The sequence below is a fragment of the Butyrivibrio sp. INlla18 genome (genome assembly GCF_900103635.1).
In the GTDB taxonomy this organism is placed as follows: Bacteria; Bacillota; Clostridia; order Lachnospirales; family Lachnospiraceae; genus Butyrivibrio.
Genome location: NZ_FMXK01000012.1, coordinates 106,665 through 127,566 on the forward strand (window position 1 = coordinate 106,665; position 20,902 = coordinate 127,566).

Consider the following 20,902-nt stretch of genomic DNA (forward strand, 5'->3'; position numbering starts at 1 on the left):
TGTCTAAGTATAACAGAAAAAGGATATAACTGCCATATGACAGTTATATCCTTTTATTCACTTATATGCCTAAAGAATTAGACAAATTCAGTTTAAGATCACTCGAGAATGTACTCGATTGAATCACCGATTGAACCTGAACCAATGATACCAAACTGAGCTGAGCTGTTTGGATAGATTCTGTAGTTCCAATCAAGAGGAGTGATGATGTAGTAATCACCATCTTCTTCGATGTTTACGCACCAGCTAGAATCAATCTTAACATCCTTCTTGCTGATCTTAACTTTCCAGCCTTCGATATTCTCGTTAGTATTGTTAACAACTGCAAAGTTTACAACATAACCTGTTCCCCAGCTGTTGATCTGATAATCAAAATGAGCATCTGAAGGAGATGGCTGATCTGGCTGATCTGGCTGGTCTGGCTGGTCTGGCTGGTCTGGCTGGTCTGGCTGGTCTGGCTGATCTGGCTGATCTGGCTGATCTGGCTTAGTTACCTGCCAAGAATCAAGATCAACTTCACCAACTCTACCAGTGATAGTGATATCTTTTGTGCCCTTAAGGTCAGCTACAGTGAACTCCTTAGTTACAAACTGTCCGTTTGTGCCTGTAAGTCTAAGTGTTGCAACAGTATTACCGTCTACTCCACCTTCTTTAACCTCAAGCCATGCAGCAGCATTTGATCTGTATGTGATAGCAAATTTATCTGCACCATCAAACTCTACATTGCTGTAGGTTACGTGATTGCCTGACTTAATACCTGCAACATATGTTACATCGCCTTCTGTCTTAGCTTCTACATTTGCAAGTGCACCTGTCTCAGCCTGAACTACATCATATGGATTGTATGATGAAGGAATTTCTGGCTGATCTGGCTGGTCTGGCTGATCTGGCTGGTCTGGCTGATCTGGAGTTGAAGCCTTGTTTGCCTTCCAAGAATCAAGGTCTACTTCACCAACCTGAGTCTGGAATGTAATATCCTTAGCGCCTGTGATTTCAACATTTACCTTGAAGTCTTTTGTTACGAACTGACCATTTGTATTTGAAAGTCTAAGTGTTGTAAGTGTTTTACCAGCTACTCCACCTTCCTTTACATCAAGCCATGCTGGGCCGTTAGTTCTGTATGTTACTGTGATTGTGTCAACACCATCGAACTGAACATTCTTGTATCCAACAAGATTACCCTTCTTGATGCCTGCAACGTATGTTACATTGCCTTCTGTCTTAGCTTCTACATTTGCAAGTGTACCTGTCTCAGCTTCTACTGTCTCATATGGATTATATGAAGCAGGTGTTTCTGGCTGATCTGGAGTTGTAGCCTTGTTAGCCTTCCAAGAATCGATATCTACTTCGCCCTTCTCACCAAAGAATACGATTGTCTTTGCACCAGAAACGCTCTCTTTTACCTTGAAGTCCTTAGTTACAAACTGACCTTTTGTATCAGCAAGCTTGAAGGATGCGAGAACCTTACCAGCTACGCCGTTTTCTTTAACTTCTACAACTGACATACCATTTGCTTTGTATGTAAGTGTGAATGTATCAACGCCATCGAACTCAACGTTCTTGTATGTTATTGAGCTTCCCTTCTTGATACCTGCAACGTATGTTACATCGCCTTCTGTCTTAGCTTCTGCGTTTGCAACAGCTCCGTTCTCAGCCTGTACTGTCTCATATGGATTGTATGATGAAGGAAGTTCTGGCTGATCTGGCTGGTCTGGCTGCTCTGGAGTTGAAGCCTTATTTGCCTTCCAGGAATCAAGATCTACTTCACCAACCTGAGCCTGGAATGTGATATCCTTAGCGCCTGTGATTTCAACATTTACCTTGAAGTCTTTTGTTACGAACTGACCATTTGTATTTGAAAGTCTAAGTGTTGTAAGTGTTTTACCAGCTACTCCACCTTCCTTTACATCAAGCCATGCAGGACCGTTTGTTCTGTATGTTACTGTGATTGTGTCAACACCATCGAACTGAACATTCTTGTATCCAACAAGATTGCCCTTCTTGATACCTGCAACGTATGTTACATTGCCTTCTGTCTTAGCTTCTACATTTGCAAGTGTACCTGTCTCAGCCTCTACTGTCTCATATGGGTTGTATGAAGCAGGTGTTTCTGGCTGTGTTGGCTGTTCTGGCTGTTCTGGCTGCTCTGATGCCTTGTTTGCCTTCCAGGAATCGATATCTACTTCGCCCTTCTCACCAAAGAATACGATTGTCTTTGCACCAGAAACGCTCTCTTTTACCTTGAAGTCCTTAGTTACAAACTGACCCTTTGTATCTGCAAGTTTGAAGGATGCGATAACCTTACCAGCTACGCCATTCTCCTTAACTTCTACAACTGACATACCATTTGCTTTGTATGTAAGTGTGAATGTATCAACACCATCGAACTCAACGTTCTTGTATGTTATGGAGCTTCCCTTCTTGATACCTGAAACGTATGTTACATCACCTTCTGTCTTAGCTTCTGCGTTTGCAACAGCTCCGTTCTCAGCCTGTACTGTCTCATATGGATTATATGATGAAGGAAGTTCTGGCTGTACTGGCTGATCAGGAGTCTCTGTTGACTCTAAAGGAGTTGCCCTCCAATAATCAAAATCAATATTACCAAGCTTACCAACGAAATAAAGGTCATGTTTTCCTGAAACTTCCTTTATATTTCCTGAATTGAACTCCTTGAAAGCTCCCTTTGTGTTTCCGAGTCTGACAAGACCAAGTGACTCACCGTCAACTGAATCAATTCTTACATCAACAAGGGCTGCTCCACCAGTTCTTCCGTTAATGTAAAACTTATCAACACCCTTTGAAAAATCAACATCCTTGATTTTAATATAATCGTCCTGTTCGAAGCTTGAAAGATACTGTACATCTCCCTCTGTTTTAGCTTCTACCCCAGACATTCCAAAGTTCATTTCAGCCTGTGTAATTCCGTAAGGATTCTTCTTTGGGGCAGCAAAAGTGGTTACAGCTGTTGAATCAACCCCAACAACGATTGCACTAGAAAGCAGAATTCCGCTTAATAAAGCAGCTAATCTTCTTTTCATACAAACCTCCTTGTGTATTTAGTGTTTAGTTTTTTCTGATACTTAAACGTTTAAGATTTCTCAAGCAAGTACATACTAGCATTACGTCCAGTTTCCTACTTCTCAAAAAATGCTCTTTCCTTATCAGATAATGCTATTTTCAGAAAATTTGGTTATATTCTGTGTTTTAACCAATTTTTTCTGAATATATTTGTAAACTTTTACTTAATAATTATTAATATTTCGCAGCCCATAAATTTTAGAATTAATTAAAATCCGCATAGTTAATCGCTATACTGTTACATTGCCTCTGTAATAAAATACTTTAATATTATCATTTTGTTTTTTAAAAATTAGTTTATAGCATCAGTTTCCTAAAATATATGTTCAATTAATTTCTATTATGTAACATACAATGTAACAAAGCCCACCATTTTCATAACAAAAAGCCCTTGAATTGTCTGACAATTCAAGGGCTTACTAAATTATTTGACTAATTATTCTCTTATGATCACCTGGGCAAGTCCATGGAAGGTATATACATATCCAGTCTTACCAGGAGTATGATCTGACGGATTGCCATTCGACGCTCCAAGAAGCTCTCCCCACTCCTTTGGTATATCAAATCTAACATCCGCGTTAGGAACTATATTTTTATTTTTATCTAAAAGAGCTAACTTACGAATTACAATGTTCCCTTCCCTGTAATCCTCTGTCACTTCAAGTTTTGCAGTCTCTTTATCAGCAGTTTCATTTACCTCTCGAGACACCTCTACGCCATTTCTATAGCCAACTGCCTCCATGACGCCGCTCTCAGATACTATATTTTCCCAAATTAGATAGTCACCATCCTTCATAGCCTTTTTTCCAAGACTCTTTCCGTTTAGGATAAGCTCAACTTCTTCAGCATTTGAAAAAACATAGTAGTCCGTAGGAACTCCGGCTTCACCATTCATATCAGGATATGCATGTATCGTTTCCTCCATGCTCCACCATGACTTATAGAAATAATAAAAGTCCTTTGGATTTCCGCAAAGATCCATAGCGCCGAACTGACTACTAATAGCTGGCCATGCAAATGGAGTAGGCTCTCCATAATAATCAAATCCAGTCCAGATAAAGAGTCCGCTTATCCAATCAGGCTTACAATGGCGCCACCTCTCTGCACCAAACATGTACCAATCTCTCTTTTCATTGATAGCAAGATGGCACTTTTCAGGATCCGTCTTGTAGCAACCTCTTGTTGATTTAAAGGTTCCCTGCTCAGTACAGATAAATGGGATATCAGGATATTCCTCATGAAATTTCTCATAAAGATCACTGTGATAATTAAATCCAGCAACATCAAGCTCTTTGAATATTCCTTCAAGAACCGCATAGTCTTCTATCTGAGTGTTCGTCTTCATATCTAGCATCAAAAGAGCCATTGTAACCGGCGTATATGGATCAAGATGCCTTATGAATCTTTTCATAGTCTTAGCAATTCTAGCCCCTTGCCTTGTGAACTGACTCTGAGCTTCTTCATTACCAACAGAGTACATGACAACACATGGATGGTTGCGAGCAAGCTTCACCATTCTCTCAAGCTCTGAGAGATCCTTTTTGGCACTTGATAAAACTCTTGTTTCAAGCATCACGACCATGCCTTCTTCATCACATATAGAAAGGAATTCCTCTGTCAAAGGGTAATGTGCTCCTCTGTAGCCATTAGCTCCCATCTCTTTAAGTTTCTTAATTCGATAACGCATAACCTCTTTTGGAACAGCACTTCCAAGTCCGCCATGATTCTGATGGCAACATACACCTTTTATCTTGATCTGCTCTCCATTTAAAAGAAATCCTTTATCTTTGTCAAACTCAATACTCCTGATGCCAAAGGTCTTCTTATCAACATTGCAGATCTCGTCTCCGTCAATAAGAGTAATGGTAAGCTCATATAGATTAGTGTCATCAAGCGACCACATTTTCACTTCATCTTCTTCAAATTCAAAAGACGTTACTAATCTCAAGTCACCATCTCCAAGCTCAAAGATCAGTTTTTCATCAGTCTCTTCATACTTATCTATTGGTTCTGATATTATTTCCTCAAGATCATAATCGATCTTCTTAACAACCTTACCAGTTCTCTTTTCGCAAATCTCAAGATTGAGATATTTCTGATCATATCCTTCAAGGTTACATAATCTACAGGAAAAATTCATGTGTACTCCGTCATTTTCCACCGGAGTTCCATGAATAAACACATCCTCTATATGTTTTTCTTCTACAACCTTTAGATACGCATCTCTGTAGATTCCGCCGCCTTCATAAAACCATCCTTCAGCCTCTCTTGCATCGCACTTAATAGATAAAACATTCTCCTCACCATAGGCAGCTACATCAGTAATATCAAGAGTAATCCTAGAATAACCACTTGGCTCATGCTCTACAAAAAATTCATTTAAGTAAATCCAGGAATCTCTATAAATTCCGTCAAAGATAAGATATACCTTTTTTCCCTCATAATCCTTTGGGATAAAGAAATGCTTTCTGTACCAGCCAACATTTTTATCAAAAGAACCTGCAGTGGTATGGGCGTTATTAACATCCTCCATAGCAGGAATCGTATTATCTTCGCCAAATTCCTTTTCAGAATAATCATATACTTTTGTTTCAAACACAAAATCATGAGGAAGGGTAACCTCTTTCCAGTCTGAGTCATCGTAGCTTTTACTCTCAGGTCCCTGGTTAAAAGAGCCTGATTTAGCCCATCCCCATCTATTTCTGATAGTATCTATATCTCCAAAGTGAAACTTCCAACCATCGTTAAAACTCTTTAGTTCCTGCATGCCTTATTCTCCTAGTCTTTTGAAATACCTATTACTTCACTTTGATTCTAGCAAAATGCTATTTCTCTTTCCCTTTACTTTCTTCACATTTCCTTGCATTTTCAACTTTATTTTGCAAATAAAAACCCGGAAAGTTTTAGGATTGAACTTAAAACTTTCCGGGTCAGAAATAATCAATATCTGTAAATATTATGCATTTACGATCTTACCGAAGTCAGGCTTAAGGCTTGCTCCACCAATAAGTCCACCATCGATGTTAGGCTTTGAAAGAAGCTCAGCAGCGTTACCAGCGTTCATTGATCCGCCGTACTGGATGCGAACTTCATCAGCTGTAGCCTGATCATAAAGCTTAGCGATAAGTGCACGGATAAGTCCGCAAACTTCCTCAGCCTGATCAGCTGTAGCTGTCTCACCTGTTCCAATAGCCCAGATTGGCTCGTAAGCGATAACAAGCTTCTTGACCTGATCTGCTGTTACGCCATCAAGATCCCAAGTGATCTGTCTCTCGATCCACTCCTTGTAGGTGTCAGCCTTACGAAGTGCAAGTGACTCACCGCAGCAAAGGATTGGTGTAAGACCTGAAGCGAATGCCTTCTTAACCTTCTGGTTGATGAGGATATCGTTCTCGCCGAAGATATCTCTTCTCTCAGAATGTCCAATGATAACATACTCAACTCCAGCATCCTTGAGCATAGGAGCTGAAATCTCACCTGTGAATGCACCGTTATCAACGATGTAGAAGTTCTCAGCACCAACGTGTACGTTTGTGCCCTTAACAGCCTCTACTACAGCTACGATATCGATAGCTGGTACGCAGTAAACTACGTCTACAGCATCATTCTTTACTAAATCTTTAAGCTCTGCGCATAATGCAACTGCCTCGCTAGGAGTCTTGTTCATTTTCCAGTTGCCCGCAATAATACGTCTTCTAGGCATATATAGTTCCTCCAAATTGTAATAATGAGGTTCTGCTCTCGCACCTTCGGTGCTCGTCAGAACTAAGTAGTACACTAGATCTGAAAAGACCAGATCAAGTGATTACTTATTATCTGCAGCGTAAACTCCAGGAAGCTTCTTGCCCTCAAGGAACTCAAGAGAAGCTCCACCACCTGTTGAGATGTGGCTCATCTTGTCAGCATATCCAAGCTGATTAACAGCTGCAGCACTATCACCACCACCGATGATTGTTGTAGCAGATGTCTCTGAAAGTGCCTTAGCAACTTCCTTTGTACCTGTTGCAAGAACTGGGTTCTCGAATACACCCATAGGTCCGTTCCATACTACAGTCTTAGCAGACTTAACTGCCTCTGAGTAAAGAGCGATTGTCTTAGGTCCGATATCAGCACCCTCTTTGTCAGCAGGGATCTTATCAGCATCAACAACTGTTGTGTTGATTGAAGGATTGTCGATAGGGTTAGGGAACTCATCGATGCATACAGCATCAACAGGAAGAAGAAGCTTCTTGCCGAGCTTGTCAGCCTTCTCCATCATTTCCTTACAATAATCAACCTTTGTCTCATCAAGAAGTGACTTACCAACTTCATATCCCTTAGCCTTAAGGAATGTGTAAGCCATACCACCACCGATGATAAGAGTGTCGCACTTCTCAAGAAGAGTGTTGATAACGTTGAGCTTATCAGCAACCTTAGCACCACCAAGGATAGCTACGAAAGGTCTAACTGGGTTCTCAACTGCGTTTCCAAGGAAGTCGATTTCCTTCTGCATAAGGTAACCAACTACGTTGCTTCCACCCTTTTCTGTGATGTACTTTGTAACAACAGCTACAGAAGCGTGTGCTCTGTGAGCTGAACCAAAAGCGTCACATACATAATCATCAGCAAGATCAGCAAGCTCTTTTGCAAAAGCCTCACCAGCCTCTTCAGGCTTAGTCTCTTCCTTGCCTCTGAAACGTGTATTCTGAAGAAGAACTACATCTCCCTCGTTCATAGCTGCAACAGCAGCTGTAGCATCAGCACCAGTTACGTTGTAGTCAGCTACGAACTTAACTTCCTTGCCAAGCTTCTCTGAAAGTCTCTTTGCTACTGGAGCAAGTGACTCGCCCTCGTTAGGGCCATTCTTTACCTTACCAAGGTGTGAGCAAAGGATAACCTTTCCACCATCTTTGATAAGCTTATTGATTGTAGGAAGAGCTGCAACGATTCTAGTCTCGTCTGTGATCTCACCATTCTTAAGAGGTACATTGAAATCGCAACGAACAAGAACACGACGGCCCTTTACGTTAATATCATCTACTGATTTTTTGTTAAGACTCATTTATTCGTCTCCTTTTCTAAAAAATAAGAGGATCAGGTCCTAACGGACCGGACCCTCTTTTAAGATCTCTATAATTGATTCACAATGAAGTTCTGCTCTCGCATCTTAAGATGCTCGACAGAACTAAGTAGTACACCAAGCTCGAAAAAACCTCGCTAGGTGATTACTTAACGAACTTCTCGAAGTACTTGATTGTACGAACCATCTGTGATGTGTATGAGTTCTCGTTGTCATACCATGAAACAACCTGAACTTCGTAAAGGTCATCACCGATCTTTGTAACCATTGTCTGTGTAGCATCGAAGAGTGAACCATATGTCATTCCAACGATATCTGAAGATACGATCTCATCCTCGTTGTAACCGAATGTCTCAGGATCTGAAGCCTTCTTCATAGCTGCGTTGATAGAATCCTTTGTTACTTCTGTAGCTGACTTAACAACTGCGAAGAGAAGTGTTGTTGAACCTGTAGGTACAGGAACTCTCTGAGCAGCTCCGATGAGCTTGCCGTTAAGTTCTGGGATAACAAGACCGATAGCCTTTGCAGCACCTGTTGAGTTAGGAACGATGTTAACAGCGCCTGCACGTGCTCTTCTAAGGTCACCCTTTCTCTGTGGTCCGTCAAGGATCATCTGATCACCTGTGTAAGCATGGATTGTTGCCATGATACCAGACTGGATTGGAGCGTAGTCGTTAAGAGCCTTTGCCATAGGTGCAAGGCAGTTTGTTGTGCAAGATGCAGCTGAGATGATGTTGTCATCTGCTGTAAGTGTCTCGTGGTTAACGTTATATACGATAGTAGGAAGATCATTTCCTGCAGGAGCAGAAATAACAACCTTCTTTGCACCAGCGTTGATATGTGCCTGAGCCTTATCCTTTGATGTGTAGAAACCTGTACACTCAAGAACTACGTCTACACCGATCTTACCCCAAGGAAGGTTATTAGCGTCAGCCTCCTTGTAGATCTCGATCTCTTTACCATTTACTGTGATTGAGTGATCGCTGAATGAAACCTTATCAGCATACTTGTACTTGCCCTGTGATGAATCATACTTAAGAAGGTGAGCAAGCATCTTAGGATCTGTAAGATCGTTGATTGCTACGATCTCTGTTCCCTCGTGCTCAAACATCTGTCTGAATGCAAGACGACCAATACGGCCAAAACCATTGATTGCTACTTTTACTGCCATTTTAAGTTCCTCCTAAAATGAATTATATATATTTTTTGTTGCTGTTACTTATCATTTCAAATTGATAATTTTTTATCAGCACTTACAATTCTAATAAACTTTACAGCATAAATCAAGTAAGATTGTGAAAAATCTTTTTAACTATCTAAGTTCATTAATGCAATCAAAAAAGCTATAATAATAAATGTTACTTGCTGACCGCTTTATAAAGAAAGGCCCTGACTATGTTACCAGCTGATTATCACATGCATACACACAATTCAGGAGATTCCAATGCTCCTATGAAAGATATGATAGAAAGCTCAATTCAAAGAGGATTAAAAGAAATATGTTTCACAGAGCATCTCGACTATGATTATCCAGAATTTGAAGATCTTCCACTTGGAACCTTCGACCTTGATTACAAAGCTTATCACGATGAATACCTTTTATATAAAGAAAAATATAAGGATCAGATAAAGATAAACTTTGGTGTTGAAGTCGGAATGCAGCCACATATTGCCCAAAAGAACCTAAATTTTGTCAAAGATGGAAACTTTGATTTTGTAATAGCCTCTGTTCACCTAATAGACAAAAGAGATCCATTTTACGGCGGTTTCTGGGATACTGACTCTGTAGAAAATAATTTCAAAAGATATTTTGAACTCACATTAGAAAATATAAAGCTCTTCAATGATTTTGATGTCCTGGGTCACCTTGATTATCTATCAAGATATGTTCCAGAAGGTGACACCACGTACAGCTATCAGAGATTCAAAGACCAGATCGACGAGATACTTCTTTATCTTATCGAACACGGTAAAGGCCTAGATTATAATTCCAAAGCCCTTAGCTACGGAGATAACTTTAGCACCAATCCATGTCCTGATGCACTTAAGCGCTACCATGAGCTAGGCGGCCGCATCATTACTTTTGGCGCAGATGCCCACAATCCAGAAAAGGTTGGCGTCAAATTTGAAAGAGCAGTGGAAATTGCAAAAGGCTGCGGATTTACAGAATACTACACCTTCGATAAAAGAACTCCCATCTCCCACAAACTCTGATACCATTTTTATTTGGTTAAACTTTATACAAAATAGAAAATATAGTAAAATACTAGTATATACAATTTGGAGGGTGTCTGATGAAATCTGAATTTTATGATAAAAAGAAAAGAGCTCATATCTACAGATCTATCTATACCTACAAAATTGTCACACTATGTGTGATACTAGCATTAAACTTCATTCTTGCCGGGTTCTTTTTCAAAAATGTAGACCTATACTACATTTATAGTGATTCATTAACCCCTTACTACACCATAGTAGGGCTTCGCCTTACTATTTTTATAGCCAGTATAATCATTGATATTTATATATTAAAAAGAACTGCATCCTTAGAGAAAAGACTCTCTGCATTAGCCTTTTTGGACAAGCTCACAGGCCTTCCAAACAGATATAGCTGTGACCTTTTGATCCAGGGATATAATGATTCACCCAAGCTCCAAAACCTTGGTTTTATACTGATGCAGCTCAATAACTTAAAGGATATCAATTCTGGCAGCGGTCACAAAGATGGCAACAATCTCATTGCTGAATTTAGCAGTATACTAGAAGATGTCGGCAACGACTATGGTTATATCGGCAGAAATGGCGGAAATGAATTCATAGTTCTTTTAGAAGACTGCGACAATACAAAGATAGACATGTTTCTTATGGATCTGACCAAGAGAATCCATGGTTACAATGAACTTTATGTAGGAGCTCCTATGGAAGTCTCCTATTCAAAAGTCCTAAATAGTCTTGAGCACATGGACAAGATCACAGATGTCTTATCTCTTGGCTACAGGAGAATACATGAAATTCCACAGATTCTTTCTTAATTCAAAAATCTTAATACCTGTCATTGGAAGCCTACTGATAACTTCCTCGCTAATAGGATGTTCCGAAGATGCCGAAACTCCAAGGTCATCTTCTACTGCAAGCACTCTTCCATCAGAAGACGCTGAGCCTGTCAAAGGAACTAGAGACAACACTCCAGTCTGTCTCGTTCCTGAAGCTACTGGAACTGTCGTTTATGATAATGAATTTGCAGTACTCGATGCATCCAATTCAGCTGAAGGCTATGTAGTTGTAAGATATATCGGAACAAGTCCAAAGGTTAAGCTTCAGATCACAGGTCCAAACGAAACCACCTATACCTACAATCTCTCAACATCCAAGCCCAAGGATGAGGTCTTTCCTCTTCAATCAGGTGACGGCGAATATATCATCAATGTATTTGAAAACATAAGTGACACGCAGTATTCTATGGTATTTACAAAGCCCATAGATGTTACCTTAAGAGATGCCAATCTTCCTTTCCTATACCCAAATCAGTATGTTGATTTTGACAAGGATGATCAGGCCATCGCAAAAGGCGCTGAGCTAAGTTATAGCTGTAACAACGATCTTGAGGTGGTATCTTCCATATACAACTACCTCATTGAAAACATCAGCTATGACTACGAAGAAGCCGAAACAGTTCAAAGCGGCTATATACCTGATATAGATGAAGTCCTATCCACCCAAAAAGGCATATGCCTAGACTACGCTGTTCTCATGAGCAGTATGCTTAGAAGCCAGCAGATTCCTACCAGAATGGAAGTTGGCTATGCTGGAACCGCATATCACGCGTGGATCAGTACTTATATCAAGGATATTGGCTGGGTCAATGGTATGATAGAATTTGACGGCGCCAAGTGGTCACTTATGGATCCAACCTTTGCATCTAATACTGGAGAAAAAGAGCTACGTTCTTTCATTGGCGATGGCTCCAATTACTCCGTAAAATATATCTATTAATTTTCTTAGAGGGACGATATGAAGAAAGAAATTGCAAAAAAACTAAACAACTATGAGATTGCAAGTTTTTGCAGACAGATGGCTCTTTTGATGAAAGCCGGAATAACTCCAAGTGATGGCATAGACATCCTTATGGAGGAGCAAAATGATCCTGCAGCCCGCAAGATACTCTCTTCTATCAGTCAAGTCCTTACAAGCGGCGAAAAATTCCATGTTGCTCTCAACATGAGCGGCGTATTCCCTGATTATGTCATTCACATGGTAACTATAGGCGAAGAGTCCGGAAACATCGACATAGTCATGGATTCTCTTGCCGACTACTATGAGCGAGAAGACAGCATACAGGCCAACATCAAGAACGCCGTAAGCTACCCTCTTATCATGGTATTCATGATGCTCATCGTCATCTTAGTACTGGTAATCAAGGTACTTCCTATATTTGAACAGGTATTTGCTCAGCTTGGCACTAACATGAGCGGCTTTTCACAGTCTCTTTTAAATGCCGGCAATATCCTGAACAAGTACTCTATGGTATTTGTGGGCATTTTGGTCATCCTTGCCCTTCTATTCTTCTATTTTTCATACACAACAGGTGGTAAAAAAGCTTTCGGCAGACTTATGGGTAAGTTCCGCCCAACCAAAAAGCTCTTGGAAGAACTTGAAAGCGAGCGCTTTGCAAGTGGCATGGTCCTTACACTTTCAAGCGGCATGGACACTTATGAGAGCTTATCACTGGTAAAAAGACTTGTTGAAACCGATGCTATGAAAAAGAAGATTGAGACCTGCTCTACTCTCCTAGTTGATGGAGACAGCTTCCCTGAAGCCCTTGAAAAATCAAAGATCTTCACTTCTTTCTATTCACAGATGGTAGCTGTAGGCTTTAAATCAGGTTCTATGGATAAAGCAATGAAGCAGATCGCCGAAAGATTTGAACATGAGACAGAGCGAAAGATCTTTTCCCTAATATCAGTTCTAGAGCCTACTCTCGTGATCATCATGTCCATAATCGTAGGCATGATCCTATTATCAGTTATCCTGCCTCTCATGGGCATAATGTCAACTATCGGATAAGGAAGCGCTATGGCTAACAGATTTGAGTCAAAAGAAAATAGAATACTTGGCATTTCAGATCAGTTCTACAGGATCTTTTCAGTTGTGATCTTTGTAGCTATCGCTGTGCTCTTTTATCTGGCAGTTGATGCCTCCGGTAGGAGCACCATAGAAAAGCAAAAAGAGTCACTGGAAAATGCCTTATCAAGAGATATTGTTCAGTGCTACTCTATTGAAGGCCAGTATCCTCCTGATATTCAGTATCTGGAAGATCATTACGGCCTTACTTATGACAAGACTACATTTTTTGTGGATTACCAGCCTATAGCATCCAATCTGTATCCGGATGTAACTGTGATCCAGATTTCCAAATAAGAGGATAGTATGAAGCTTAGCAAAAAAAGTCATGTGATAGACGCAGTATTTATCCTGTGTCTCATGTTCCTGTTTGTGCTGTCAGCTCTTGCTGTCATCACTATAGGAGCCAATATCTATAAAAAGAATGTATCTGCCATGTCAGATAACTACTCTCATCGTATTGCCTGCGCCTATGTTACAGAAAAGGTAAGACAGGCTGATAATCAGGGTAGAGTCTACGTGGAAGACCTTTTTGATCAGCACGCGCTGGTTCTGCAAGATGAGATAGATGGCGTTCTTTATAATACCTATATCTACAGCTACGACGGATATCTTATGGAGTTATACGCAAGAGCAGATCTCAAAGACATTTATCCACAATCTGGTCAAAAAATCCTTGAGATAACCTCATTTAATGTGGATTACGTATCGGATTCTCTTTTATCTGTGGATCTGATCCTAAAAGACGGCGAGGATGAATCAATGTTCATCGCCAGAAGAAGTGAAGGCATTTAATGTTAAACAAGCAGACTAATTCAAAAACGAGCCTATTTCTCATGGAGCTCATTATAGCGATATTCTTCTTTTCCCTTGCAGCCGCAGTCTGTGTAAGGATCTTCTTTTCTGCTCATCTTTTGGCTGAAAAGACTGTTAACCTAAACAACGCTGTTACTTGGTCTCAGAACATGTCCGAAGCCTTCTATGGGCAAAATGGTGACATCAAAAAGATTGCGGAGCTCTATCCTACAGCATTTGTATCTCATAACACCCTCATGCTCTTTTTTGATAAGAACTGGGAAATAGTATCCGATGATGTTACACAGGCTTCTTATGAAGTTCTTTTGACTACTCAAAAAAATAGCGCAAGGCTCGTCTACGCTGACGTTTCCGAGTACAAAGGAAAAATCTCAGGAAATGCAATGACTGGACATATCGCCATAATCGATATCAGGAACACTACAGAAGTCATCTCAGAAATACCAGAAGATTCAGATATCATCATTCTGGACAACAAGGTGGATATATATCTTAGAAAGGAGGCATCAAATGAGTAAGAAAAGAAGCACCGGTGCTCATGTTGGTAGTGCCTCAATCATGCTGATATTTGCCGTTTTGAGCCTCATATCCTTTGCAACACTGACCCTGGTCAATTCTAAAGCAGATTACAATTTAAGTAATAATCTTGCAGAAAGACAAAAAATATACTACAATGCCTGTCATGAGGGCAACGCTTTTGTTGCCTCTGTATATTCAGGCTATGACGATGAAGAAGAACATGGTATAATAAAGAAAAATATACCAATTAGCGACAATCAATCACTTAATATTACGTTAACTCACAACGACAAAATTTATATCATTACTCAGTGGCAAATCGTTAATGATGGGGATTTCGAGTATGATTACTCTCTTCCCGTTCAACAAAAATAATCAAAACTTTATCAAATTTTTATTATTTGCATAACGTTTTAACGCCCACAGCATAAATGTTGTGGTACAATAGATTATGTACTGAACTATATATATAATTTTGAAAAAAAAGAAAACTTCATTTTCTTAGCAACTAAAATTTCTTATTGGAGGTTCAATATGGGAAAAAGAATACTCATTACTGATGACGCCGCTTTCATGCGCATGATGCTTAAGGACATTCTTTCAAAGAATGGCTATGAAATTGCAGGCGAAGCAGAGAACGGCAAAGTTGCAATCGAAAAATATAATGAGTTGAAACCCGACCTTGTAACTCTTGATATCACAATGCCTGAGCTTGATGGTATCGGCGCTCTGAAGGGAATCAAAGCAGCAGATCCTAACGCTGTTTGCATCATGTGTTCTGCTATGGGTCAGCAGGCCATGGTTATTGAGTCTATTCAGGCTGGTGCAAAGGATTTCATCGTTAAGCCATTCCAGGCTGATCGTGTTCTCGAAGCTGTTAAGAAAGCTATCGGCTGATCTTCTCTTCGCAGAGCTTTAATGAGATTACAAACCCCGTTTCCTATTGGAAACGGGGTATTTTTCGTGTATTAGCTTACTGCGGATTTATCATCTATTGCTTCCATTTTCTTCACATTCAAAGTCGATACAATATAATATCTATAAAGATAATATATAAAAAGAGCCCCATCTAAATAGAGATAATAATCATTCGTATTATCACCATGTTTTTCACATAATATATTTTGCACTATAATCATTGATAAAAGTATCTGGAAAGTAATTAGTATCCACATAAAGAAAGCGCTCTTAACATCATAATTTTCATTTACAAACATTTCTATATAAGTAATTGCCACAATGTCAAACACCTGCTGTATCACTAATAAAATAAAGCCAGGTACAGAAAACATATATGGAAAAGCTTGCATTCCCCAAAGCAATGCTAGAGCATTTATAATATTAGTCAATGTCAAGAAGCTTAAAGCTTTGGCTGATTTGGGCAGATATTCATCCGCTTCCATCTTAACACCAATATTCTCTGATTTTTCTTTAATATCTTTGTGAGTTTTTTTCACATATTCTGCACTTATATATGCAAGCACTGCCAATATTAAATATATCAAAACATATACTAGTGTCCAATTCGCATAAGGTACATTATAATTGCATAATCTAATAAATATACCTATAGTAGCTACTATAGTATAAATAGCTAATGGTTGATTCTTTTTCATAAACAACACTCCTACAAATTTTTATCTATCAGCCACGCAAACAACCTGTTCTTTTTCACTGTCAAAAACTATCAATTTATTTCCGCACCAAGAAAACTTACTATCTCCTGAAATATTTAATTGTGCTACAGCTTCTTTTTTCTTAGTATTACTTTCTGTTCTAATGATTTCAGTTCCATTGAACGTATATAGCCATCCATCACAGTATCCAATTATTCTGCTACTACCAGTTGAGTTTTTGTAGATAATATCTGCTGTTTCGCTCTTTGGATCAAAAACAAATAGTTTTTCTTCCTTAATTTGGGATGTAAGGCAATTCTGCAAAGGAACAATTCCTAAAGGTCCATGGCCAGTTCCATAAACTGCAGTAATAACTCCATATATTTTTCCATCTAAATATATAAGGCTATTATCATATATTCCGGACTCGGAATAAGCCTTATCATCTAGCCCTTCTATCGGTAAATAGTTCTGTCCTCCATCAACACTATAGTAATAGGTTGATTCCCCAATAGTTTTCTTAAAAAGTACCTTTTTCCCTGCATCCACCGTTACAGAAGCATATGTTGTCTTCGTATCCATAGCTAAGGAGTTTTCATCATAATCTATTTGAGCAATCTCTTTGGATGCAGTATTGTACTGATACTCCAAATCCACCTCTTCATGAAGATCTTTGTCCAAACGCCCTACCAGTATTCTTACAATCTCATCCTGCAAATCGTAATAATATATTTCGTCTATGCTGGAATCCTCAACCTCAAAGATAACTTCTTCCTTTTGCTGTTCAATATCATACAAACATAAACTTCTATTTGGCTGTCCATCTTTGCTTTTGGTATAACAATAATAGGTATCCGAATCGTTATTAGGTCCAAACTGTTCCAAATACACTACTACATCTTCACTGATTGCAGCTTTATTTGATGATGAACATCCAATCAGTATCATAGATAAAAAAAATACCACTAAGCACTTTTTAACTGTATTCATAAATTCCCTCCCTGATTCACATTCTTATTTTGTTACTCCAATAATCATTATGCTAGCAGAATTCTCATCATGTGAAATATCTGCTATTGCTTGACTCAGTGATGAATATGCATCTTTCCCCGTATTTATTCCATTGCTTGACACATATTTTCCATTTTGTGTAACCAATCCAGTATTATGTATGACAAAATTGCCGCTAATGTCTTTGGTAATGCATACAGTATGAATCTGATCAGTTATATCATCTTCATTATTATAGGCAGTAACTACAATAGTATCGTATATATTCCCTATTGCATCTGCGTCATAATCTCTTGTAGATAATGTATACTCTGCAGTATAACCGTTATCAACAAAATAATCATATAATGCGACTGGTGATGTACCAATATTTCCATTAAAACATATTCCATCTTCTTCAAAATGCTTTATTAGTCCTGCCATCCCTGCAGTATCCAAACTGTCTCCCATACTGGTAAGTGCATTAGCAACAGCAATAATTTCACATCCAGAAAAAGCCATATTACTAAATTCTGTTCCATATGCCACTTTTTCCCATTCAGACTGATTTTCTATATATTGCCACTGATTATAAACATTAGTAAGTTCGCTCATATTATTAACATAATGGTTATTTATTATTTCAGGACTAGTAATTGTTGCAAAAATATCTGAAGAAAGATCTATATTTCCAGGAAACGGTCCATCATATCTATATCCTCTTAAGTATTGAAAATAACCAACTAATTCTTCGTTAGAGATTCGCTGTGGGATGTACGCCTTTAATCCAACATGATGCGAATTCGATGTTTTTTCCTTTGCCAAAATAATCTCTTCTTCTGCCGCCATATCAGCCAATGACACATTACTTCTTAACACGACACTATCGATATGTTCATCTGTAACCCCCATCTCATGAAGTTCTGCTCTAAGAGCTCTCTGTAGAACTGTATTTTTCTTCTTACCTTTATAGTCTGGATATTTGTATGATCTCGTAAAATCAAACATATATCTTTGCTGTGCTATATCTCCATAGCTGTCAGTTGCTGATGTGTTAAGTGCATTAACCCCCAGAACATAATTAACGAATGAATCATATAGTGTATCAAGTCTCTCTTTTTTGTCACAGTCATCCTGAATAGCTTCACATTCTGCTGAAACATCAATTTGTCCGACCTCAAGTGATGACAGATAACTTTCCACTGTATTCTTCAAGCTGGCTATATTTGTAAACTGAAGTACTGCATCATCTGTGGTAGTACTTAACACTCCTCCACCATCTCCATAAAATGTAGTATCCAAGTAGAGTTCTGATGTCATCGGAGTCTTGGGAATAGCATTTTCCATTCCTCCTAGTCCTCCGCTAAGAAGAGCGGCACCTGCACCAGCACAATAATCTCCCATATATTCGCTTTCGCCTTGAAGTATTTCGTAGAAATTCTCACATCTAAGTAAGAGACTATGAGCTCTAAACGACGTCAGATTCATAGTATTAAGAGCCACATCCGTTTTGGTCAGTAGCTCTGTAAAATCCTCATCCAGATATGCGCCACCTTGTTTTGCGATGGCATAACTTGCTTCTCCACTTGAAGCATCCTGAACCTTTTCAATATTAGCACCTATTTGATCTGCCCAATCAAGAAGAGTTCCTTTTAATGTTTCATATTCCTCGATTGTTAAATCCAGCACAGTCTTATCCAAATAAAGCTCAACTGTTGAATCCGCCATAGATACTTCTTCGTTTCTACTTACTTCTACCTCAGAACTGTTCCCCATTTTCTTCTCTCCATTTTTAGCGTTTATCGATAGTATACTTGAAGTCCATCACTTTTTTATTTGCTGATCCTCATTTAGCCATACATACGCATATCCATTTCTGAACGTGTATGCTTCATCAAACTGTGGCTCAAGGAACCAGGTATTATCTGTTCGAATGTAGCCCCATAAATCACCAACTTTCACAGGAGCAATTCCATCATCTGTAAATCCGATCAAATCGTCATATTGACATGGAATAGCCAAATTTCCATTCTCGTCAATAAATCCATATTTTCCATTCTCATCTTCTACATCAGCATAGCCTCCAGAAAAGCTTCCTTCCCTTTTATCTAGCTTGATAGCAAATTTACCAGCTTTATCAATAAAACCCATTTCTCTAATTTCGTATCCTACAGCATATGTATATTTTTCATTGAACAATTTATCACTGCTATCATATAGCCCATCAAATAAAAATGTTTCTTCAGAAACCAGCTTTCCAGTTTTATCAATAAGCCTCGCTCCTCCATTTTCTGTTTCTTGCGCCATAGCAACTCCTTGACTAAAACTAGTAATATCAAAATATATAGGTTCTATTACATATTTCCCTGTTTTATCTATTACTCCTTTCTTCCCGCTTTCTGCACGTACTATGGCTAAGTCATCATCAGAAAACTCTATACAATAACAAAACTTGGGCTCAATAGCATAATTGCAATTTATATCAATGTACCCCATCTTTTCATAATTTGATTCTTTAGAACATATTGGAATCAATCCCTTTGCAAGCCTGTGACTCACACACGCAATAAGTTTCGAATCATCAAAAAAATAGTCTTCAATTGAAGATACTAGGTTCATATTTGAATCAAGAATCTGAAAATCATTTCCTTCTCTACAAAGAAAATAAACCTGATTGTCATATTCCCACTCTAAAACATTTCCATATGTAAATATCCGATTTCCAATCACTTTAAAATTTGTATCAATAAAGTAAATCTCATCATCAAAAGTAGTGTTTTCACCGTTCTTTTTCGAGATTTTAGCTATTCCATGTTCATCAAAATAGCACTCACCATATATCCCCGGCCTAGATTCTTTATCAAATGCACCACTAACTACATTTCCATCAAGATCAATGTAATAATAGCCGCTTTGTCTTTTTTTAGAATTCGACCGAGTGACAGCAAATGTCACTGCTAATGAAATAGCCAATATTGCTATTATCCCAACTAATACTATTGTTACTTTATTTTTTCTCATATTATCTACACTGAATTCCCCACAATTAGTGTTTTTTAGGGAATATACTCTTCCAAATGATCTTTATTCTTTTCATAAATATGTACATTAGGCGCATATTTATGAATATATCCTGCTATTTGAGCTATATCATAATCAGCTACTCTATAATCAACTATTACATTTTCTAGATCAGTAAATTGCGAAAGTACGCTGTATACATGAAAATCAGGGCTTTTAGTATTAGATGCTGACAAAATAAGATTTGGCACATCAAATTTTATCTCCTGTTTTTCAAGTTCATTTACCATAGATGAGCAATTTATTTTCAAAAAACTCATTGTTTCTTTATTAGTGCTTATTTCATTCAGATACTGATTTCCATAATGTTCGCAAGGTTTACTAAAGTATGTCAAAAAAGCATCTTCATAAATAAAATAGACAGACTTATTTTCAATAGAACTAAGTCGCTGCGCGACGGCCTGCCAAGGCTGTGGCGCGGCGTTTTTACTTTTAAGAAAGGCGGTAGATAGTGTCTCCTAAAAGGAGTATTGTTTAAGTTACCACACCAAAACAAAACCACTACTTCCGCCTATGAAAAGATTAACATTTTCTGTATTTCTTCACAACTCTTTACTGCTGAGAGTTCGCCCTCCTCCGGAAGAATGTTTTTTATTACTGAAAATATTTAATTCTGGAG

19 protein-coding genes are annotated in these 20,902 nt (G+C 38.6%); 9 read left to right on the top strand and 10 right to left on the bottom strand.

Annotated features, from left to right (window positions below; all coding sequences use genetic code 11):
* Positions 1 to 98: 98 nt before the first annotated feature.
* From BLS24_RS10035 to gap, 5 genes are all read right to left on the bottom strand, one after another.
* On the bottom strand, positions 99 to 3,041 hold the full coding sequence (locus BLS24_RS10035) for a carbohydrate-binding protein (protein WP_091758646.1): 2,943 nt from the start codon (positions 3,039 to 3,041) through the stop codon (positions 99 to 101).
* 476 nt (positions 3,042 to 3,517) lie between these two features.
* Positions 3,518 to 5,848: a glycoside hydrolase family 2 TIM barrel-domain containing protein gene (locus BLS24_RS10040; protein WP_091758647.1), complete on the bottom strand. Its 2,331-nt coding sequence runs from the start codon at positions 5,846 to 5,848 to the stop codon at positions 3,518 to 3,520.
* A gap of 189 nt (positions 5,849 to 6,037) precedes the next feature.
* Positions 6,038 to 6,784: a triose-phosphate isomerase gene (tpiA, locus tag BLS24_RS10045; protein ID WP_091758649.1), complete on the bottom strand. Its 747-nt coding sequence runs from the start codon at positions 6,782 to 6,784 to the stop codon at positions 6,038 to 6,040.
* Positions 6,785 to 6,886: 102 nt separating this feature from the next.
* Complete coding sequence (locus BLS24_RS10050) at positions 6,887 to 8,122, bottom strand: phosphoglycerate kinase (RefSeq protein WP_091758651.1); 1,236 nt, start codon at positions 8,120 to 8,122, stop codon at positions 6,887 to 6,889.
* 163 nt (positions 8,123 to 8,285) lie between these two features.
* Positions 8,286 to 9,311 carry a type I glyceraldehyde-3-phosphate dehydrogenase gene (gap, locus tag BLS24_RS10055; RefSeq protein ID WP_026652051.1) on the bottom strand — a complete coding sequence of 342 codons (1,026 nt, stop codon included), beginning with the start codon at positions 9,309 to 9,311 and terminating at the stop codon, positions 8,286 to 8,288.
* 245 nt (positions 9,312 to 9,556) lie between these two features.
* On the opposite strand from gap, the gene BLS24_RS10060 reads away from it, so the two are divergent.
* The 9 genes from BLS24_RS10060 (at position 9,557) to BLS24_RS10100 (ending at position 15,493) form a co-directional block, all read left to right on the top strand.
* A complete protein-coding gene (locus BLS24_RS10060; RefSeq protein ID WP_278289823.1) occupies positions 9,557 to 10,354 on the top strand; it encodes a histidinol-phosphatase HisJ family protein in 798 nt (265 codons plus the stop codon).
* A gap of 80 nt (positions 10,355 to 10,434) precedes the next feature.
* Positions 10,435 to 11,172, top strand: coding sequence for a GGDEF domain-containing protein (locus tag BLS24_RS10065; protein WP_091758656.1), 738 nt, complete (start codon positions 10,435 to 10,437; stop codon positions 11,170 to 11,172).
* Positions 11,147 to 12,133, top strand: a complete 987-nt coding sequence (locus tag BLS24_RS10070; protein ID WP_091758658.1) for a transglutaminase-like domain-containing protein — start codon at positions 11,147 to 11,149, stop codon at positions 12,131 to 12,133. The genes BLS24_RS10065 and BLS24_RS10070 overlap by 26 nt, the downstream gene beginning before the upstream one ends.
* An 18-nt stretch (positions 12,134 to 12,151) precedes the next feature.
* Positions 12,152 to 13,204, top strand: coding sequence for a type II secretion system F family protein (locus BLS24_RS10075; protein WP_091758660.1), 1,053 nt, complete (start codon positions 12,152 to 12,154; stop codon positions 13,202 to 13,204).
* A 9-nt stretch (positions 13,205 to 13,213) separates the two neighbouring features.
* Positions 13,214 to 13,558 (top strand): hypothetical protein, encoded by a 345-nt coding sequence (locus BLS24_RS10080; protein WP_091758662.1) that lies wholly within the window; start codon positions 13,214 to 13,216, stop codon positions 13,556 to 13,558.
* A 9-nt stretch (positions 13,559 to 13,567) separates the two neighbouring features.
* A complete protein-coding gene (locus tag BLS24_RS10085) occupies positions 13,568 to 14,056 on the top strand; it encodes a DUF4860 domain-containing protein (protein WP_091758664.1) in 489 nt (162 codons plus the stop codon).
* Positions 14,056 to 14,595 (top strand): hypothetical protein, encoded by a 540-nt coding sequence (locus BLS24_RS10090; protein WP_091758666.1) that lies wholly within the window; start codon positions 14,056 to 14,058, stop codon positions 14,593 to 14,595. The genes BLS24_RS10085 and BLS24_RS10090 overlap by 1 nt, the downstream gene beginning before the upstream one ends.
* The gene (locus BLS24_RS10095) at positions 14,588 to 14,971 is read left to right on the top strand and encodes a hypothetical protein (protein WP_091758668.1); all 384 of its coding nucleotides are present in this window, start codon (positions 14,588 to 14,590) and stop codon (positions 14,969 to 14,971) included. The genes BLS24_RS10090 and BLS24_RS10095 overlap by 8 nt, the downstream gene beginning before the upstream one ends.
* A 159-nt stretch (positions 14,972 to 15,130) precedes the next feature.
* Positions 15,131 to 15,493 carry a response regulator gene (locus BLS24_RS10100; RefSeq protein ID WP_022764589.1) on the top strand — a complete coding sequence of 121 codons (363 nt, stop codon included), beginning with the start codon at positions 15,131 to 15,133 and terminating at the stop codon, positions 15,491 to 15,493.
* 71 nt (positions 15,494 to 15,564) lie between these two features.
* On the opposite strand, the gene BLS24_RS10105 is transcribed toward BLS24_RS10100, so the two are convergent.
* Genes BLS24_RS10105 through BLS24_RS10125 form a run of 5 tightly spaced genes read right to left on the bottom strand, consistent with a single transcriptional unit; the run spans position 15,565 to position 20,618 of the window.
* Positions 15,565 to 16,212 (bottom strand): hypothetical protein, encoded by a 648-nt coding sequence (locus tag BLS24_RS10105; RefSeq protein WP_091758670.1) that lies wholly within the window; start codon positions 16,210 to 16,212, stop codon positions 15,565 to 15,567.
* 21 nt (positions 16,213 to 16,233) lie between these two features.
* Entirely contained in the window at positions 16,234 to 17,202 is a 969-nt protein-coding gene (locus BLS24_RS10110) for a hypothetical protein (protein WP_091758673.1), read from the bottom strand.
* 24 nt (positions 17,203 to 17,226) lie between these two features.
* On the bottom strand, positions 17,227 to 18,978 hold the full coding sequence (locus BLS24_RS10115) for a hypothetical protein (RefSeq protein ID WP_091758675.1): 1,752 nt from the start codon (positions 18,976 to 18,978) through the stop codon (positions 17,227 to 17,229).
* A 48-nt stretch (positions 18,979 to 19,026) separates the two neighbouring features.
* A complete protein-coding gene (locus BLS24_RS10120) occupies positions 19,027 to 20,223 on the bottom strand; it encodes a WG repeat-containing protein (RefSeq protein ID WP_091758677.1) in 1,197 nt (398 codons plus the stop codon).
* 35 nt (positions 20,224 to 20,258) lie between these two features.
* Complete coding sequence (locus BLS24_RS10125) at positions 20,259 to 20,618, bottom strand: hypothetical protein (RefSeq protein ID WP_091758679.1); 360 nt, start codon at positions 20,616 to 20,618, stop codon at positions 20,259 to 20,261.
* Positions 20,619 to 20,902 lie beyond the last annotated feature (284 nt).

Bases quoted from the DNA above. Each gene is read 5' to 3' on its own strand.
- BLS24_RS10035 (WP_091758646.1), bottom strand. From the start codon at position 3,041: ATGAAAAGAAGATTAGCTGCTTTATTAAGCGGAATTCTGCTTTCTAGT.
- BLS24_RS10040 (WP_091758647.1), bottom strand. From the start codon at position 5,848: ATGCAGGAACTAAAGAGTTTTAACGATGGTTGGAAGTTTCACTTTGGA.
- tpiA (WP_091758649.1), bottom strand. From the start codon at position 6,784: ATGCCTAGAAGACGTATTATTGCGGGCAACTGGAAAATGAACAAGACT.
- BLS24_RS10050 (WP_091758651.1), bottom strand. From the start codon at position 8,122: ATGAGTCTTAACAAAAAATCAGTAGATGATATTAACGTAAAGGGCCGT.
- gap (WP_026652051.1), bottom strand. From the start codon at position 9,311: ATGGCAGTAAAAGTAGCAATCAATGGTTTTGGCCGTATTGGTCGTCTT.
- BLS24_RS10060 (WP_278289823.1), top strand. From the start codon at position 9,557: ATGCATACACACAATTCAGGAGATTCCAATGCTCCTATGAAAGATATG.
- BLS24_RS10065 (WP_091758656.1), top strand. From the start codon at position 10,435: ATGAAATCTGAATTTTATGATAAAAAGAAAAGAGCTCATATCTACAGA.
- BLS24_RS10070 (WP_091758658.1), top strand. From the start codon at position 11,147: ATGAAATTCCACAGATTCTTTCTTAATTCAAAAATCTTAATACCTGTC.
- BLS24_RS10075 (WP_091758660.1), top strand. From the start codon at position 12,152: ATGAAGAAAGAAATTGCAAAAAAACTAAACAACTATGAGATTGCAAGT.
- BLS24_RS10080 (WP_091758662.1), top strand. From the start codon at position 13,214: ATGGCTAACAGATTTGAGTCAAAAGAAAATAGAATACTTGGCATTTCA.
- BLS24_RS10085 (WP_091758664.1), top strand. From the start codon at position 13,568: ATGAAGCTTAGCAAAAAAAGTCATGTGATAGACGCAGTATTTATCCTG.
- BLS24_RS10090 (WP_091758666.1), top strand. From the start codon at position 14,056: ATGTTAAACAAGCAGACTAATTCAAAAACGAGCCTATTTCTCATGGAG.
- BLS24_RS10095 (WP_091758668.1), top strand. From the start codon at position 14,588: ATGAGTAAGAAAAGAAGCACCGGTGCTCATGTTGGTAGTGCCTCAATC.
- BLS24_RS10100 (WP_022764589.1), top strand. From the start codon at position 15,131: ATGGGAAAAAGAATACTCATTACTGATGACGCCGCTTTCATGCGCATG.
- BLS24_RS10105 (WP_091758670.1), bottom strand. From the start codon at position 16,212: ATGAAAAAGAATCAACCATTAGCTATTTATACTATAGTAGCTACTATA.
- BLS24_RS10110 (WP_091758673.1), bottom strand. From the start codon at position 17,202: ATGAATACAGTTAAAAAGTGCTTAGTGGTATTTTTTTTATCTATGATA.
- BLS24_RS10115 (WP_091758675.1), bottom strand. From the start codon at position 18,978: ATGGGGAACAGTTCTGAGGTAGAAGTAAGTAGAAACGAAGAAGTATCT.
- BLS24_RS10120 (WP_091758677.1), bottom strand. From the start codon at position 20,223: ATGAGAAAAAATAAAGTAACAATAGTATTAGTTGGGATAATAGCAATA.